The sequence below is a fragment of the Leptolyngbya cf. ectocarpi LEGE 11479 genome, from assembly GCF_015207065.1.
Lineage (GTDB): Bacteria > Cyanobacteriota > Cyanobacteriia > Phormidesmidales > Phormidesmidaceae > Leptothoe > Leptothoe ectocarpi.
Map to the genome: position 1 here is coordinate 1 of NZ_JADEXP010000105.1, position 17414 is coordinate 17414.

Below are 17414 nucleotides of genomic sequence, written 5' to 3' on the forward strand. Positions count from 1 at the left end.
CGGACTGAAGCAACTCTTCCCAGGCTGATGTTACATCTGGGTTGTCAGGTTCAGATTGATATAGGTCAGCGAGTATCGCTAAAGCATCAAACCAAATTCCATTGCTTGCATAGGTCGCACCCAGTTCAAAAGCTGTTTCCTGCCCTGCTTGGGAAGATAAGAATGCGTCGGGCTCAACTCGCTTAATCCATCCCTCTACAACGGGATCGTTAGGATCAAGTACTGTATTACAAATCATAGTCAAAGAGATTTTATAATATTTCTCAAGTTCTAGCTCAGGGGCCGTATCTGGAATCGTAAAACTCACAACTCCAGAACTTTCAGGTAGAGGAAATGTGGTGTGGTAAAAATAATTGTCATGCTCATCTTCTAATTTCAAAAATACGGTTTGGGCTGAAGTTTGAGGTATGTAGGCCAGCAAGGTGGGATGCTTAGCTGTGGTGAATCCCTGGTTGGTTGGCGGCATTAATAGAACGAGAGAAGGGGAGGGCGTTGAATTATTGCAGAGCTGGTCTCGTCTCCCTCCAGCCCGATTGGTCCGTGGCTGTCCACTATCCTCCGGTGGGATAAAACCAAAGCTCAGATGATCTAGGGTCAATTGTTGACCTGTGGCTGGATCATTGGGTAGAGCTTGAGCTGGGGTTAGACCAGCGAATAGTAGTAGTTCAAGAGAAACAACAGCTGTAATAACAGTTCTAGGTTGGAGGTGAGTAGAAAACATATCTAATGACACTGGTTATGAGAGTTGATCAAAAATATGATGCGTATTCTAGAAAGTAAGTGCCCCTATACCCTTTTGCTACTCGTGTATTTTATCTATTAAAGCCAGTTTCCTACCATGACAAAGGCCGCCCAGAAAAATGGATGCCGATAGCCTTCTTGCCGTAATAATGCCAGTTGAGCCTGGCGTAGGGCTTCTGCTTTCGTTGTTTGCGATTGGGATAGCGTGTTATAGAACTTAACCATTAGCTCAGCGGTGGATTGGTCATCCACAGACCAGAGGCTAGCCAAGGTGCTACGGGCACCAGAGCGCAAAGCAAAGCCAGCTAGACCCAGACCGGCTCGATTGTCGCCTGCGGCTGTCTGACAAGCACTCAGCACCAAAAGTTCTATGGGCGCCGTTGCACTGAGCTGTCTGGTTTGGAGGATTTTACTGAGGTCTTCCATTTTGACTTTTTTGTCCCATGCCAGAATAAATGTATCTTCCTGGCTAGAGCTAAACTGTCCGTGGGTGATTAGGTGCACGATGGAGGATGCCACTTGAGGGATTTGTGTTTGCAAGTTGGCTTGGGTGAAGTCCTGATTAAGAAAGAGCTTAACGGGAACCTGGGCTATAATCTGTTCCACTTCAAAGGATGCGGCAGGGAGGGCAGAAAATCCTTGACGGGATTCGGTGAGTCCACCCAGCAGGAGTTTAAACTGATCTGGGTTTAATGATTGTGTTTCTAATAGCTGTAAGCCGGAGCTGATGGCAACACTATATTTCTCAATGAGGTACTGGTTGCCATCATGGAGGGCGGCAATGGGAAAGCTCCGCAATAGGCCATCTGGGACAAAAACGAGAGTTTTGATGTCTTCTGTTAGATATATTTCAGCAGGTCTGATTAACCAATCGTAGAGTTGTTGTGAGATTTTTAGACGCAGCTGATTGGGGTACGCCAGGCTGAGGGACTGTCGCATTTCGCCCAGACTGCTTTGGATTGTCTCCTCAGGGAGCCTGGTCTCGTAATACTGTAAGGGTTGTCCCTTGACGGATAGGATGACAGCTAGGCGATCGGGTAGAACAATGGGGTATAGTACGGCTGCAGCGATATCAATTTGGTCAATTTCTTGGGGTTGAGCATCTAAACAGGCTGATTGGAAGAAATTGTCTAATTCTGCTAATTGCAGTGATTCAACCACTTCACGGGCTTGTTTGAGATTTTCTTGGCTGATCTCGGCTTGGCTAACAGACGGAGTTAGCAACAGGGTCACCAACTCTCGATAGACGGGCTCAACCTGCTCTCGAAAGGAAAACTGCATTTGGGAGTTGGCGACTAAATCTGTGCGTAAACGCCCGAGTTGAGTAACTGCATCTGTGTAAGCTGCGATCGCATCCCCCTGCCTGTCCACTTCAGTACAGGCAATATCCCCCCGACAGAAAATTCGTCCTAACTGCCATTGCCATTGGTAGGCAATTTCTGGAGCATTAAGACCCTGGAGCATGGCCAGCGCCTTCTCCGTCAGGTCTTGGGCGTCGGACCATTGGCCTGTTTGTTCATAGATCTGGCCGAGCTGGCCCAGGCCATAGGACTCTGCGCGCACATCGTTTAGTTCCTGGGCCTGTTGAATTGCGGTGGATAGGAGCTGAACCATCTCTGGCCCATAGTTGGCAGATGTGTTCTGAGGGACTAACTTCAGCAAACTTTGAGCAAAGTTAACGCGGGCATAAATGGCTGAGCGGCTGGCGGGTAAATCAGGCAACAGGGCTCGGATTTCGGGTAAGAGGGTCTGGGCATCAGCAATTTGGTCGGTTTCAATCAGCAGACTGAGCTGACTGAGGTGGGCTTCGATCTGTGCGATCGCACTTGTTGCTTTAGCAGCAGCCCGCCCATAGGTGTCCAACGCCTTAGAATTTTCTGACAAGCCTTGCCAGGTATGCCCCAGTCCCAGCAACACTGCACTAATGTCTGGTGCGTTATCTAATTGCTGAGTCATAACTAAACTCTGCTCTAAGACATCCAGAGATTCCGAAAATGCCCCTACCCGTTGTAATGTCCCTCCTAAACTCTGTAACGCTTTCGCCTTAAGTAGTGAATCGGGTTGAGACTGGAGCTGTTTATTAATCTCTTCTAGCCGTGTACGAGCTTGCCGATGTAGCCCTAAACTTTGCAGGGCCTGAGCTTGATTCAGCTGACTGCCCAACTTGCCTTGAATATCATCAGTTTCGTCGTAAAGGGCCTCAGCCTGTTGCCAGCTGCTCAACGCTGCTTCCGAATTGCCCATGGCCAGTTGGAGACTGCCCTGGGTATTCCAAGCCTGAGCAAGAATAAGCGCAGCATTTGAGGATATCTGAGTATCGGTATCTGGATTAGTCCCTTGCAGCAACTCTAAGCTTTGGGAAATGGCCGTTTCTGCCGCCTGCCATTGTCCCAATTCTTTATAGGCTGAGGCCAGATAGCTTAAACTCAGAGCCTGGTTTGTCGGATTTTCTTGAGTTTCGTAGGTTTGAGCTGCCTGTTGCCAGAGATTAATAGCGTCGGAAAATCGACCTGATTGATAATAACGCCGACCTTGTTCCAGTAGGCTGGTCTGATCCGCAGTGGGTGAGATGTCCTGGGTTTGGATTTGAGCGCTTGGAGTGACGGTTGCAGCCTCAGTGGGCATGATTGTTGGGACTGTGGCTAGCCACAGTCCCAATCCAAACCAACATAGGGTTCGATAGATGGACCAAGGCAGTGATTTTCGTAAACTATTCATTCTCTCTTTCTCACATATTTGTTCTAGAACCACAGCTAACTCTATTCTGTGCATTGGAGCTTGGGGTTGTTGAGGCAACCAACGTCACCTGGCCATGGGTATCCATCATCATTCCAGTAGCTTCTGTAAGCGGTATATTGAGACTAGGTGCTGGGACAGTTGACACTCTCACTGCAGCTTCAGTTTCTAACGGCCGCAAATCTTCCCACATTGTTGTACTGTCCAAGCTAGAAGGCCCATCTGGCAAACTACCGCGTCCGCTTACTACAAATGAGTTGTTGGCTGCCATCAAACAGCCTGTAGAAATTTGATTGCTCGGATCAGTTAGGTTACTGGGTAACTCGACGGTACCCTGGTTAGGGTCAAGATCTGGCGTCTTGATCTGGACAATACCATTTACCCCAGCCTGAGAACTGGCAGTAATGTCATTGTCGGGCGTCAGGAAATCACGAAATTGGAGTCCCAAGAGTGCCTGGGTGGTGATGTCAATATTGCCACCGTCCCCTTGCACAGCATTGGCGACAATATCGCTGTTGCCTAGGCCTAGAATTACAGGGGCCTCAATGGTAATGTTCCCGCCAGTGGCCCCATTGGTGGCGTTAGTGGAAATGAGTCCCCCTCGTTGTAAGAACAGCAGACTATCGGCATTGAGAACAATATTGCCCTGACTGCCAGCGGCGGATTCTGCCTGCAGTGCCCCACCATCAGTCAGCCAGATCTGGTCTGCCCGAATGGTCAGCTCGCTGGCATCTCCTTGTCCTAGACTGCTGACACTGATCCGTCCCTGATCCGTCACCTGCAATTGTTCAGCTGTAATGTCGATGGTGCCTGCATCAAAGTCTGTTTCACTAAAGGCAGCAATCCGACTGTGATACTCCCCAATATTAGAAACGCCACTCACGTCAATCTCACCAGCTTGGAGTCTGATATCTCCCGCATTCCCCGCACCGGAGGTTGAGGCCGTGATCTGGGCACCCGCTGTAATCTGTATACGATTCTCAGCTTGTATGTCAATGGTCCCAGCATTGCCCGCTGCATCAGATAGCGTGGAAACGAATATGCCAGAGGTGAACTCACCGGATGGAGAGATCCCCGTTAGCTCTATTTCGTTGGCGCTAATGGTAATGGAACTCCCCGTCCCCTGGTCAAATGTTCCACCAGCAATTTGGCCACCCTCCAAGATTCTCAACGTATTGACATCTAAGTCAACCGATCCAGCATCTCCCTCTGAAAATGCGCTAACGAATATGCCCGAGATAAAATCCATTGAATTTGTACCCATGAGCTCTATTTCGTTAGCATCAATAGTAATCGGGCCTCCATTTCCCTGGCTAAAAGCTATACTTGAAACTCTGGCAGCCCCTGTTGCCCTCAGCGTATCGACATCTAAGGTAATGGCCCCGCTACTTCCACTTCCGTTGCTGGAAGAGTATATGCCAGAGTCATACAATGCACCACCAATGAGATCTATCCCCCTTGCATAAATGGTAATGGAGCCACCCTGCTCTAAACCAAAAGTTTTAGTGGAAATTAATGCCTCCCCCACGAGTCTCAGTGTATCGACGTTTAAATGAATGGTTCCGACCTTTGCCTCTAGACTATGGAGATTTTGGGCATTAACCCCAAAATCTCCTCCTTGCTCCGGAACACTTGATAAAACCTCCATCAATAAGCCAGTCGAATAGACGTTCTCGAAATAGTCCTCGAAATCGTCAAAGAGCCTAGTGTCTCCTATTATGTCTATTTCATTTGCCGTAATCGTTAAGTCTCCGCCAGGCCCCGCACCAGAGGGACTACTATTAGCGATAAAGCCACCGTCCGCTATCTGCAACCGTCCTGTTTCAATCGATACATTGCCAACATGGCCAGTACTGCCCAATTCCCCTTGATTAACAAAGGCACTGGGGAGGTCTCTATTCTGAGTGCCAATAATATCAACAGATTCAGCGGCTCGAACGCGAACTTCTCCACCGGGGTCTGCTCCCAACACATTACTGATGATGGTGGAACCCTCCAAAACAGAAATCGTTCCCCCTTGAAAATGTAGATTGCCGCTGCCTTCGCCACTCACGTCAACGGAAGCGGCTTGGGTAAACCTGAGATCGCCAAAGCGGTCTATGGCTGCATAATCAACCGTAAACCCATCGGCTGTCGGCGGGAGAAAAACGGTACCCGATTGCGCCACACTCCCCAGTTCTACGCGGCCCTGGTTAGCCGTCAGGTTACCGCCTTCGATCTGGATATCTCCCCCGATTAGGGCTAAGGTTTGCCCCGTATCGACCTGTAAGCCCACCGGACGCTGATCACGAATCGGGATTGCACCCCAACCTAATGTGAGGTTATGCCCGGTGCCTTTGACCGTAATCGAACTAGGATTGTTATCAATCCGTAGTCCGATAGGCGTAGATATGGTAAGTAAGGGAGCTGGGGCAGTTGCGACGGCACTAAATTCAATGTTGTCACTGAAGAGAATACTCTCAGCTGTGGTAGCTAGAAAGGACCCACCGATATCCAACGACGCATTCTTGCCAAAGAGGAGACCATTGGGGTTTAGTAAAAATAAATTGGCTGTGCCATTGGCCTGGATTACTCCATCGATATCAGAGGGGTTGATGCCTGTAACCCGACTAAAGATATTTTGAATCTCAATGGCATTATCAAAGACTGCAGATCCGTTGGTAGGGACTGAAAACTCTGAAAAGCTATGGAAGAGATTATTGCCTGCACGGTTGCCATTTTCAATGACAAAGTTTTGGTTGTCGGGTGAGGTAACAGTCGTCGAAAGGCTGCTGTCGGGAATGATTTGGGCTTGGGTTAGGGGTGCGAACTGACAAGTCAGCGCTGGTGCGATCTCACAGACGCTAAAAATAGATAGATGAAGACTTCTAGATAACGGCTGCAATTTAGGAAGTATTCCTGCTAAAACGATACCAAAACGTTGCATTTGCTGAAGTCGCATTTGGCAAGATACAAACTTCATGGGCATTCAGATAGCATCAGGGTTAATTGGCTCCAGCTGGCATTTTAATGATGGTTGTTACCTTGATCTTGCACCCTTTTCAATTTTGACTAATTCTCTGAGTCATATAGACTCATGTAAGATCTGAATTCTACAGACTATACTCAGAGGCAAGAAATATAGTAGCAAAATCATGATTAAAGCTACTAAAATCTTAATGAGAACAGGATGAGAATCCACTCATAAAAGTGATGCTCATGAGTAGATTCTCACTTACTCTTGACTGACTCTAGCTAAAGAAAATTTTTAAAGAGTCATCTCCTCCTGATAGTGCAATCCCACAGATGAAAGCAGGAAGTAAATGCCATCAGGGATATGCAATTAAATAACATACCCATCTTGTGTAGAATGTGTTAGGCGATAGCCGTAACGCATCGGTACTTTATCTTCAAGCAGATTCCTAAGTGCTAATTCTAAATCAAAGGATTAGGAAAAGATTTACCATACTAAGTTCACAGCTTTTAGTCGTTATCCGTAGACAACACAATCGGTAATCCTTACTCTTTTTTTCAGATGCTTAACGGTCAAAACTGAGTAAATACTCTAGTGATGTTTTTTGGGGATATGTATTCACTGAGATCTCTGATTCAGAGATTAAATATAATCTCCTGAATTATGCTCTGAGTGGTAGATAACAGAAAACAGTCGAGGGTTAGTATTATGCAAGTAACAAGAAGCAAGCTGCACTTAGGGAGAGATTAGATAGGGCAGTCACTTATCGTTTGAAATGGATAGCTGTGCCTGCACACACCTAGTGTATTTGTGTGAATTAAATTCAGTTAAGCAAGCTATTCGCCATTTAGGCTAAAGCCAATACTCTGGCTACACAAGAATCTTATATTCTTCCTTTAAAGACTTAATATTTTTAGTTAGCCGAGGTTTTGTAATCAGAGTAGTAAAGTTATGATTAGAAAAGTTTACTAGAGAAATATCTAGAAAAAAGCTAGTGTCGGTAAACGCTATTCTGATACTGTTCTGCCACCCATTATGTTGAGAAAGATTGCCGTTTTAATCACCACCCTTGGGTTTGTTTTGAATTCGGTATCACCTTCCTATGCCCGAAGGCCAGATGACATCAAGTTTAATCACTTGACCCAAGAAGATGGTCTAGCTGGCAATCGAGTTCGGGCGATTGTGCAAGATAGCCGGGGTTTTATGTGGTTTGGCCATTGGGATGGACTGACTCGCTACGACGGCGGTACCACGGTTATCTACAAAAATGACGTGGATGACCCTAACAGTTTGAGTCACAATCTTGTGAGTACACTCACCATCGGTCAGGAAGACTTTCTATGGGTCGGCACCCTCGGAGGCGGTCTTAACCGCTTTGATCACACCCACCAAACATTCACCCATTACCGCCATGACCCGGACAATGCCAACAGTTTAAGTAGCGATGATATTGTCAGTGTTTATCAAGATCGGGCTGGGACTATGTGGGTCGGGACCTGGGGCGGTGGGCTCAACCGCTTTGATCCAGATACAGGTAACGTCACCCGTTACCAGCATAACCCCAGTGAACCTACCAGCCTCAGCGGCGATAAAGTTGTCGGCATTTATGAAGATCGGGCAGGGCGGTTTTGGGTAACTACGTTTCATTCAGGACTCAACCGCTTTGATCCAGATACGGGGCAATTCACTCGTTACCCAGTCGATCCTAAGACGGGGCAAAGCCTTAACGCTGACTGGGGCAATAACCAAAACTTCTACGAAGATGCCTCGGGGCTCATTTGGTTTACGACCAAATCGGGACTTTATACCCTAGATCCAGAAACAGAACACTTCACCCGTCAACCCTATTCGGCTCCCACCGACCTCGATCCTGAACTCAGAGGCATTCTAGTCGATCAGACAGGAACAATGTGGGTAAATGGTAGACACGGCTTTGCCAGACGTGAGCCCAATCGGGGGAAATGGACTCATTTTGTCAACAATCCATTGAATACATTGAGCATCAGCGCTAGCGATAAGATCACTACGTATCAAGATCGTTCCGGCGTCATCTGGGTCGGGAGCTGGTGTTGTGGGGTGAATATATTCAATCCCACTCCTGCCAAGTTCGCTCACTATAAGCATAATCCTATTAATCCGAATACACTCCACCACCCTTCTGTTCAGGCTATTCATCAAGCGACCAACGGCGTACTGTGGTTGGTCACTGACACAGGGCTGGAAAAGTTTGACCGTCAGACAGGGCAATTTACTCATTACTTACATGAATCGACAACTCCCCATAGCCTGGGAGCTGGTACAGATTTTCTAGCCATTGATGAAGATACTGTAGGAAATCTCTGGGTGGGCGGTGTTGGCCACACAGGATTAAATCGTTTGGACCAAGCCAGTGGTCATTTTACTACCTACCGGCATGATCCAAATGATGCCACAAGTTTAAGCGATCCGGATGATAGTGTCCTATCTATTCAGGTCGACGGCGACGGCAGCATTTGGGTGGGGACTCGAGCTGGTGGTCTCAATCATTTTGACCCGATTACAGAAACGTTTCGTGCTTATCGTCACGACCCCGATGATAACAACAGTCTGAGTGATAATAATGTTCGAGTCATCCATATTAGCCCGTCAGGTATTCTATGGCTCGGTAGCTGGCACAAAGGCTTGACTCGATTTGATCCTCAGTCCGAGCAGTTTACCCGCTATCAGCACAATCCCAACGACCTTCAGGATAGCCTAGCGAGCAACACCATATATGCGATTCACGAAGATTCCACCGGCACGTTATGGATTGGGACATCCGCCGGGTTAAGTCGGCTTGATTCAGCCACGGGCACATTTACCAGCTATCGAGAGAAAGACGGTTTACCTAGTGGGTCTATTCGTGGCGTCCTGGAGGACAAGCAAGGCCATCTGTGGGTGAGCACGGCTCGAGGGCTCTCCAAATTTGACCCTGAGACACTCACGTTTAGAAACTACGGCACACACGATGGCTTGCAAGGTCAGGAATTTGCTGCAGGCTCTTATGATAAAAGCCCAATGGGCGAGATGTTTTTTGGCGGCACTGCTGGTTTTAATGCCTTTTACCCGGATCAATTAATCGATAATCGTTCCGCCCCGCCGGTAGTATTTACCGACTTTCAACTATTCAACCAGTCGATCCCTCTCGGCCAGGAAGGGTCTCCGTTAACCCAAGACATCAGCGTTACCAATCAGGTGATCCTGAGCCACGCTCAGTCGGTCTTTAGCATTGCCTTTGCAGCGTTGAGCTACTGGTTTCCTGAACACAATCAATATGCGTATAAGATGGAGGGCTTTGATCAAGAATGGACCAGGGTTGACAGTCGTCGTCGCTTTGCCACTTACACCAACCTCAACCCTGGCACTTATACCTTCCGGGTCAAAGCCAGCAACAGCGATGGCTATTGGAATGAAAACGGTAGAGCACTACAAATTACGATTACGCCACCCTGGTGGCAGACCGTTTGGTTTCGCAGTTTAGTAGTGATGTCAGGATTAGGAGTAATCATAGGGGTTTATCGCTGGCGAGTTCAAGCAGTCGAAAGTTACAATCGCCAACTCGCAAGTGAAGTGACAGCAAGAACCTATGAGCTAAAAGTTGCCAAAGAGCAGGCCGAAGCCGGGGCTTATGAGTTGAAATTCGCCAAAGAACAAGCTGAAGCTGCCAACGAGGCCAAGAGCGCTTTCTTATCCAATATGAGCCACGAACTACGCACGCCACTGAATGCGATTCTGGGAATGACCGAGATACTACAAGAAAAGATGATTGGTCAAGTTAATGAGAAACAACTGAAATTCCTAAAAACCATTGAACGGAGCGGGTCGCATCTGCTGGAACTGATCAACGACATTCTCGACTTAGCTAAGATTGAGGCAGGACATATTAATCTAGAGTATTCTTCTATTTCGGTAACGCACCTCTGCAAATCTAGTTTGGCCTTTGTCAGACAACAAGCCCTGGAAAAACATATCCAACTTCACCTGGAACTTCCCTCAAAGCTACCAGATATTGTTGCTGATGAACGACGGATTCGTCAGAGTCTGATCAACTTGTTAAATAACGCTGTGAAATTTACACCTGAAAAGGGACAGATCACCCTCAAAGTTATGCCATTGCTGCCAGATGAGACACACAGTCAAAAACATCTGCGATTTGCCGTGACTGATACAGGCATTGGCATTACTCCAGAGGATCTGAAAAGACTGTTTCAGCCCTTTCTCCAGGTTGATAATACTCTTAATCGACGATACAAAGGGACTGGTCTGGGGTTAGCTTTGGTAAAGCATATTGTTGAACTTCACGGAGGACATATTTCTGTAACCAGTGAGGTCGACATAGGCAGTTGCTTTAGTGTAGATCTGCCTTACACTGTCTCTGGGCCTGATTACCCTATATCCAAAGCTACTGAGTCTAATGTTATAACCTCTGAGAATGCACTATCTACTGCAGCTCCCCTTATTCTACTGGCAGAAGACAATGAGGCCAATATCCTCACTCTATCTAGTTATCTGCGTGCCAAAGGCTATCGCCTTCAAGTAGCGAAAAATGGTCAAGCTGCCATTAAGTTAGCCCAGGCTGAACTGCCAAATGTTATTCTCATGGATATTCATATGCCTGGCATGGATGGCTTGACAGCCATCCAGCATATCCGCCAATTGCCTACTCTGGATAAAATGCCCATCATTGCGCTGACGGCACTTGCTATGGCAGGAGATCGAGAGCGCTGTTTAGAGGCTGGGGCTAACCTGTATCTCAGTAAACCAGTCAAGCTCAAAGAGTTAATTTTGTCGATCCAAAAAATGTTGACTCAAGGAGAGAGATAACAGCGATCCGATTCAAGATAAACATGATGAGTGGGAAGCACAAGATATTCTGAATCTTTCAGTTACCGCATTCAGCACCAGAGTTAAATTTAATTTTAAGGAATCATCCTTATTCCGATAGTGTGGTTCTCAATATAAGAACAGGTAGTGAACGACATCAGTGATCATTCCAAGTCAAGAAATTAGTAAAAGATTTTAACGATTGGAGCTTTCGTTAATATTAACGTTAAGGATTTTAATTGAATTGATAAAATCCTAAAAATATCGTTTGCAATCCATTTCTGCTGATTTTATACTTTGGGGATGTCTAGTATAAAGTGATATTGGTAGAGCAATTATTCCATGTGTCACCCTAAAGCGCCTTGGCACAGACCCCTCCTGACCCTGTGGGTACTTGCTTCTTTGCTACTGCCAGCTCAGAGACTATCTGCCAAAATACCGCCTGGTCTGCCATCCATTACACGTTACGAAGTTCAGGGAATTCCAGTCAACAATTTTGTAAAGGGTGTCATATTGGATGACAATGGCATCTTGTATATAGCGCTGACGAACAACGGTATCGCCGCTTATGACGGTGTGCGTTGGAGTTCAGTTGAGATGCCCACAGATATCGCCCCTGGCGTAAAGCCATGGTCATTCGCTAAAGATGCAAACGGTCGGATTTATGTTGCTGCTGTACGCGATTTCGGTTATCTGACACCAAATAAACAAGGCGTTACACAGTATGTCTCGCTGCGCGACAAGCTGCTACCTCCCGATCAGCAGGATGTAAGAGAGGCAAGACGGGTGCATGCCACCGAACAAGGTATTTATTTTCAGCTCTTGTCAAAGTTGATCCGTTGGTCTCCATGGGACGGTACTCTAAAAACGTGGGATGCCAAGGATGGTGAGTTCCGAAGTTCTTGGCTTGTCGGTGACCAGTTGTATGTGTGGGAGTCCGGACGCGGGCTGCTGCGGATGGAAAATGAGGAACTGGTTTTAATACCAGACGGAGAGAGATTTGCTAACGACATCGTACACGTCATTTTGCCTTATGATGAGCAGCGTCTCTTGGTAGGGGATACCTCGCAAAGATTTTTTTTGTATGATGGCATTCGTTTTCAGCCCTTCAATACAGAGCTTGACGATAGTTTGAGCAGCCTTTCATGGCCAGGAGCAGTTTTGCCGGACGGGAACTTTGCATTGAATACCCTGGGACAGGGCATATTTGTTATCGATCGCCAAGGCAAATTGATACACCAGCTTGACCATCGTACGGGACTGGAGGGGCCAAGCATAGAGACTCTCTACCTGGATTCGCAAGGTGCCTTATGGTCGTTATTCGGACTACTTGGAAATAGCATTAATCGCATAGAAACCTCTTCCCCCTTTACCAGGTACGATCACAGTCACGATATGGGGGAATTTCCCAGTCGTTCTATCGAACATCAAGACATCTTATACGTTGGGAAAGGCCTTGGTTTTGCTTATTGGGATGAGGCACAGCATATCTTTCAAACGGTGCCGGGTAGTAAGGGTATAGAAGATGTTTATCATCTGCGTGAGATCAATGGTCAACTTCTGATAGCTGGCTATATCGGGGTTTATCAGCTCCAAGATGGCCAGACCGTGCCGGTACTAAAAAGAGCAACAGGGAGTTCTAATATCCAGTTTCTTCACCCGGCTACTCGTGATGATAATCTGGTGTTTGCCGCTGCCTCAAATGGCATTGAACTGCTGCGTCGGCAGCCTGACGGTCTTTGGCAGCCTGCTGGCAAAGTGGCGGGGTTTGATAAATTCGTGCAAAGCATCGTCGAAGATGAGCACCATCGCCTGTGGCTGAGTACGGATGAACCCGTGGTTTATCGGCTTAGCTTTCCGGATTGGCCCAGCCTTGAGTCACCGGTAGTCGAGGAATTTGAAATCGCACCCGAATTATCTAGCAATACTTCATTCTGGGTGAGTTTTGTAGATGGTCAGCTAATGTCTACCTCTGACAATGGTATTTTTGTTTGGGATAAGACTACCCAACGGTTTAAACGTGATCTCCGTTTTGGTGAAGCTGCTGCGTATGTCGTCCCCGGCCTGGATGGAGGATTTTGGGTCATGTCAAAAGGGAGAAGACATTTACGTCTGGCGACACCGCAACCTGGTGGTACCTACCATATAGAGAGGACACTCTTTAAGCCACTGGCAGATAAAAAGATACTTCATATTCGACCAGATGCGGAGGACAATCTTGTCTGGTTCAGTACATTTGAGGGACTTATCCGATATGATTGGAGTATCAACTCATTACCATCTTTTAACTTTAAGACGCTTATTCGGGAAGTGCGTCAAGGTGACACCCTACTATATGGAGGAGACGGCCCCTTACTGAACAACGATCAATCGTTTGCACATACAGAGAACAACTTCCAGTTCGTCTATGCTGCACCATTTCCAGGGTATGAACAATACACCCGCTATCAGACTCGCTTGAAGGGCTTTGATGCAGACTGGTCCCCATGGCAAGAACAAGCTGACCGAGAATACACCAACCTCCCTCCGGGAAATTATCGTTTCCAAATTAAAGCGCGCAATGTTTACGGCATACAAAGTGATAGCGAGGTGTTCGCCTTCACCGTCGACTTGCCCTGGTATCAGGAAGTCTGGGCGTATCTCCTGTATGGGCTGGTGGTGATTGTGATCTTCTGGAGTATCTTACAAAGTCGGACAGCACATCTTAAACGGCAACGGAGTGCATTAGCAGTGCTGGTTGAAGAACGAACGCAAGATTTGGCAGTGGCCCGTGACGAGGCAGAGACTGCCCGGATCAGAGCGGAGAAGGCTAATCAGTCTAAGAGTACCTTCTTGGCTAATATGAGCCATGAACTACGTACGCCACTAAATGCGATTCTGGGGATGACTGAAGTACTACAAGAGAAAGTTATCGGTCAGATTAATGCGCAACAACTCAAAGCTCTACAGATCATTGAGCGGGGTGGATCGCACCTACTGGAACTGATCAACGATATTCTTGACTTGGCCAAAGTGGAGTCAGGGTTAGTCGAGCTAGAATATTCTCCAGTCGCGGCAACATACCTCTGCAAGTCTAGTTTGACCTTTGTTAAAGAACAATCTCTGAACAAACAAATCCAACTTCACCAGAACGTCCCCTCACACTTACCGGATATTGTGGTCGATGAACGGCGAATTCGTCAGGTTTTGATTAATCTGTTGAACAATGCTGTGAAATTTACGCTAGAAGGAGGACACGTCACCCTTGAAGTAACGCCATTACTGCCAGACGAGACTCGTCACCAAAAATATCTACGCTTTACCGTTACCGATACAGGCATTGGGATTGCCCCAGATGCTCTGAAAAAACTGTTTCAACCTTTTGTCCAGATTGACAGTGCCCTCAATCGACAATATGAGGGCACTGGACTGGGTCTAGCTCTGGTAAAACGGATTGTTGAACTCCATGGGGGGCAAGTCGCTGTCACCAGTGAGGTCGGTGTGGGTAGCTGCTTTACCATCGAGCTGCCCTATAACGTCTCTAAGTTTAGCAATCCCATATCTCCAACGGCACCGGACTCTAGTCCAGTCGCTCCTGAGATCGAGCAGCCCACTATAGCCCCCCTCATCCTACTGGCGGAAGATAATGATGCCAATATCCTCACTCTATCTAGTTATCTGCGTGCCAAGGGCTATCGTATTCAAGTCGCCAAAGATGGTCAAGCTACCATCGAGCTAGCTCAGGCAGAACTGCCAAATCTTATTCTCATGGATATTCATATGCCTGGCATGGATGGGTTGATGGCCATCCAACACATCCGCCAATTACCTGTGCTGTCTGAAGTTCCCATCATTGCGCTGACGGCACTTGCTATGGCAGGAGATCGAGAGCGCTGTTTAGAGGCCGGGGCTAACCTGTATCTCAGTAAGCCAGTCAAGCTTAAACAGTTGATTCTGTCGATCCAAAAGTTGTTAACGCAATGAGCAACAGAGAATCACAAGCCTGAATGGTAAGTGGGTTATCCAACTTAAACCAGCCATGCTCAACAAATAGGGAGACTTGGTTTTCATTGTTTTAGCTTCTGCCCCCACAGCTCATCTGATTTGGAGCCATCAAAGTCTCTGACTGAGCAATAAACTCCACTTGACCATTTGCAGCTATCACAATGTCTGTAGCCTCTGTAAGGGAGGCATTCTCAATAGGCATTGAGCGCGTTGCCGATCTCGCCTCAGTCTCTAACGGCCGCCAATCTTCCCAGACTTCTGAGCTGTTCGGAATATCCGGCGAGTCTGGCAAACCGCTACGTCCGCTTACCGTTAATGAGTTGTCCGCTGCCACCAAACAGCCGGTAGAAATTTGATTGCTTGGATCGGTCACATCACTAGGCAACTCGATCAGGCCCTGGTTTGGCTCAAGATCCGGGGTGTCGATTTGAACAATGCCATCCAACCCAAACTGAGAACTGGCCGTAATGTCATTCTCGGGAGTCAGAAAATCTCGAAATTCGAGTCCTAGAAGAGCCTGTGTGGTAATCGAAATATTGCCCCCATCTCCTTGCACGGCATTGGCGACAATGTCGCTGTTGTCCAAGCCCAGAACTACTGGAGCCTCAATCGTAATTTCGCCCCCCGTGGCCTCATTGGTGGCGTTAGTAGAGATCAGTGCCCCCCGTCGCATAAAGAGGAGACTATCGGCCATCAGGATAATATTACCTTGGCTACCCGCGACCACTTCGGCTTGAAGCGATCCGCTGTCGGTCAGCCGAATCTGATCGGCCATAATCGTTAGGTTGCCAGCATCTCCTTGTCCAAGGCTGCTAACACTGATCAGACCCTGATCTGTGACCCGCAGTTTTTCGACGGCAATATCAATGCTGCCCGCTGCAGCCTCCGTTTCACTCAGGGTAGTAATCTGGCTATTCAACTGCTCAATGTGAGAAACTCCACTCACTTCACTTCTAGTTCATTCGCTTGGAGACGGATATCTCCGGCATTCCCAGTACCCTCAGTTGAGGCACTAATCTGCGCACCAGTGATAATCTGTAGACGCGTATCGACTTGAAGATCGATGCTCCCGCCATTGCCGTCTGCACCTGCTCGGGTCGCCGTGAATATTCCAGAGGGATTGTCATCGGATCGTCCGCCACCCACCCACTCGATCTCGTTGGCTTGAATGGTAATGGAACCACCAGCCCCCTGGCCTGATGTTCCAGTAAAAATTTGCCCCCCCTCAGCCACTCGTAACCTGCCAGCCTGCACATCAATCGTTCCACCATTGCCGCTAGAACGTGTTGAAGCAACAATGCTAGAAGGAGTCTCATTGATTGGATTTATCCCAATTAAGTCTATTTCGTTGGCTTGCAGAGTAATGGAACCCCCATTACCCTGCCCAAATGTGCTGTTGCTAATTAGGCTTCCTTCAACGGCCCTCAGGGTATCGGCTTGGATATCAATGGTGCCAGCATTGCCGTCTGCAAATGTGCTGGCAATTATACTAGAGGGTAAAATATTCCTGCTCGTATCACCGATTAGTTTTATATCTTGAGCTTGAATTCTGATCAAGCCTCCATTCCCTGGACCAAATACGCCAGTAGCAATTAGGCTCCCATCAGAGACTCTCAGGGTCTCAACGGTTAAGTTAATAGTTCCAGCCATTCTGTCTGCGCTTCCTCTCTCATCTGTGTCAAGAAGCTCAGCAAAGAGACCAGCGCTGTATCTTGAAGAACGAGATGGCTCGTCCATTAAACTGACATCGTTAGCTGTAATAGTTAAGTCTCCACCATCGCCGGTACCAGCAATACTATTGGAAATAAAAGCACCGTTATCTAACTGTAAACGTTCTATTTCAATCGATAGATTGCCGACATTTCCTGTACTACCCAATTCGCCTTGATTAAAAAAGGCACTGGGAAATTCTCCGGTCTGATTGCCAATAATGTCAATTGACTCAGCCCCACGGACACGAACCTCACCACCCGCATCTGCCTCCAGTACATTACTGATAATGGCTGACGCTTCCAAGACAGCAATGGTGCCCCCCTGAAAATGCAGATTGCCGCTGCCCTCACCGCTCACCTCAATGGACGCCGCTTGAGTAAATCTAAGATCGCCAAAGCGATCTATGGTGTCATAGTCTAAAGCGAATCCATCGATAGTAGGAATC

The 17414-nt window shown here is 47.5% G+C and carries 7 protein-coding genes; 2 read left to right on the forward strand and 5 right to left on the reverse strand.

All coding sequences use genetic code 11. From position 1 onward, the window contains the following. The 3 genes from IQ260_RS13020 to IQ260_RS13030 form a co-directional block, all read right to left on the reverse strand. The coding region (locus IQ260_RS13020; protein WP_193993543.1) for a DUF928 domain-containing protein at positions 1-721 on the reverse strand (721 nt) is incomplete at its 3' end. Positions 722-819: 98 nt separating this feature from the next. Next, positions 820-3366, reverse strand: coding sequence for a CHAT domain-containing protein (locus IQ260_RS13025; RefSeq protein ID WP_228015961.1), 2547 nt, complete (start codon positions 3364-3366; stop codon positions 820-822). A gap of 103 nt (positions 3367-3469) precedes the next feature. Further along, the gene (locus tag IQ260_RS13030; protein WP_193993545.1) at positions 3470-6439 is read right to left on the reverse strand and encodes a two-partner secretion domain-containing protein; all 2970 of its coding nucleotides are present in this window, start codon (positions 6437-6439) and stop codon (positions 3470-3472) included. Between the two features lie 1026 nt (positions 6440-7465). Here IQ260_RS13030 and IQ260_RS13035 point away from each other — a divergent pair. Then, positions 7466-11272, forward strand: coding sequence for a hybrid sensor histidine kinase/response regulator (locus IQ260_RS13035; protein WP_193993546.1), 3807 nt, complete (start codon positions 7466-7468; stop codon positions 11270-11272). Positions 11273-11614: 342 nt separating this feature from the next. After that, positions 11615-15235 carry a hybrid sensor histidine kinase/response regulator gene (locus IQ260_RS30995; RefSeq protein ID WP_228015962.1) on the forward strand — a complete coding sequence of 1207 codons (3621 nt, stop codon included), beginning with the start codon at positions 11615-11617 and terminating at the stop codon, positions 15233-15235. A gap of 91 nt (positions 15236-15326) precedes the next feature. On the opposite strand, the gene IQ260_RS13045 is transcribed toward IQ260_RS30995, so the two are convergent. Beyond that, complete coding sequence (locus IQ260_RS13045; RefSeq protein ID WP_193993547.1) at positions 15327-16202, reverse strand: S-layer family protein; 876 nt, start codon at positions 16200-16202, stop codon at positions 15327-15329. Then, positions 16199-17414, reverse strand: a 1216-nt coding sequence (locus IQ260_RS13050; RefSeq protein WP_193993548.1) for a hypothetical protein, incomplete at its 5' end; no start/stop codon positions are given. The genes IQ260_RS13050 and IQ260_RS13045, both read right to left, overlap by 4 nt.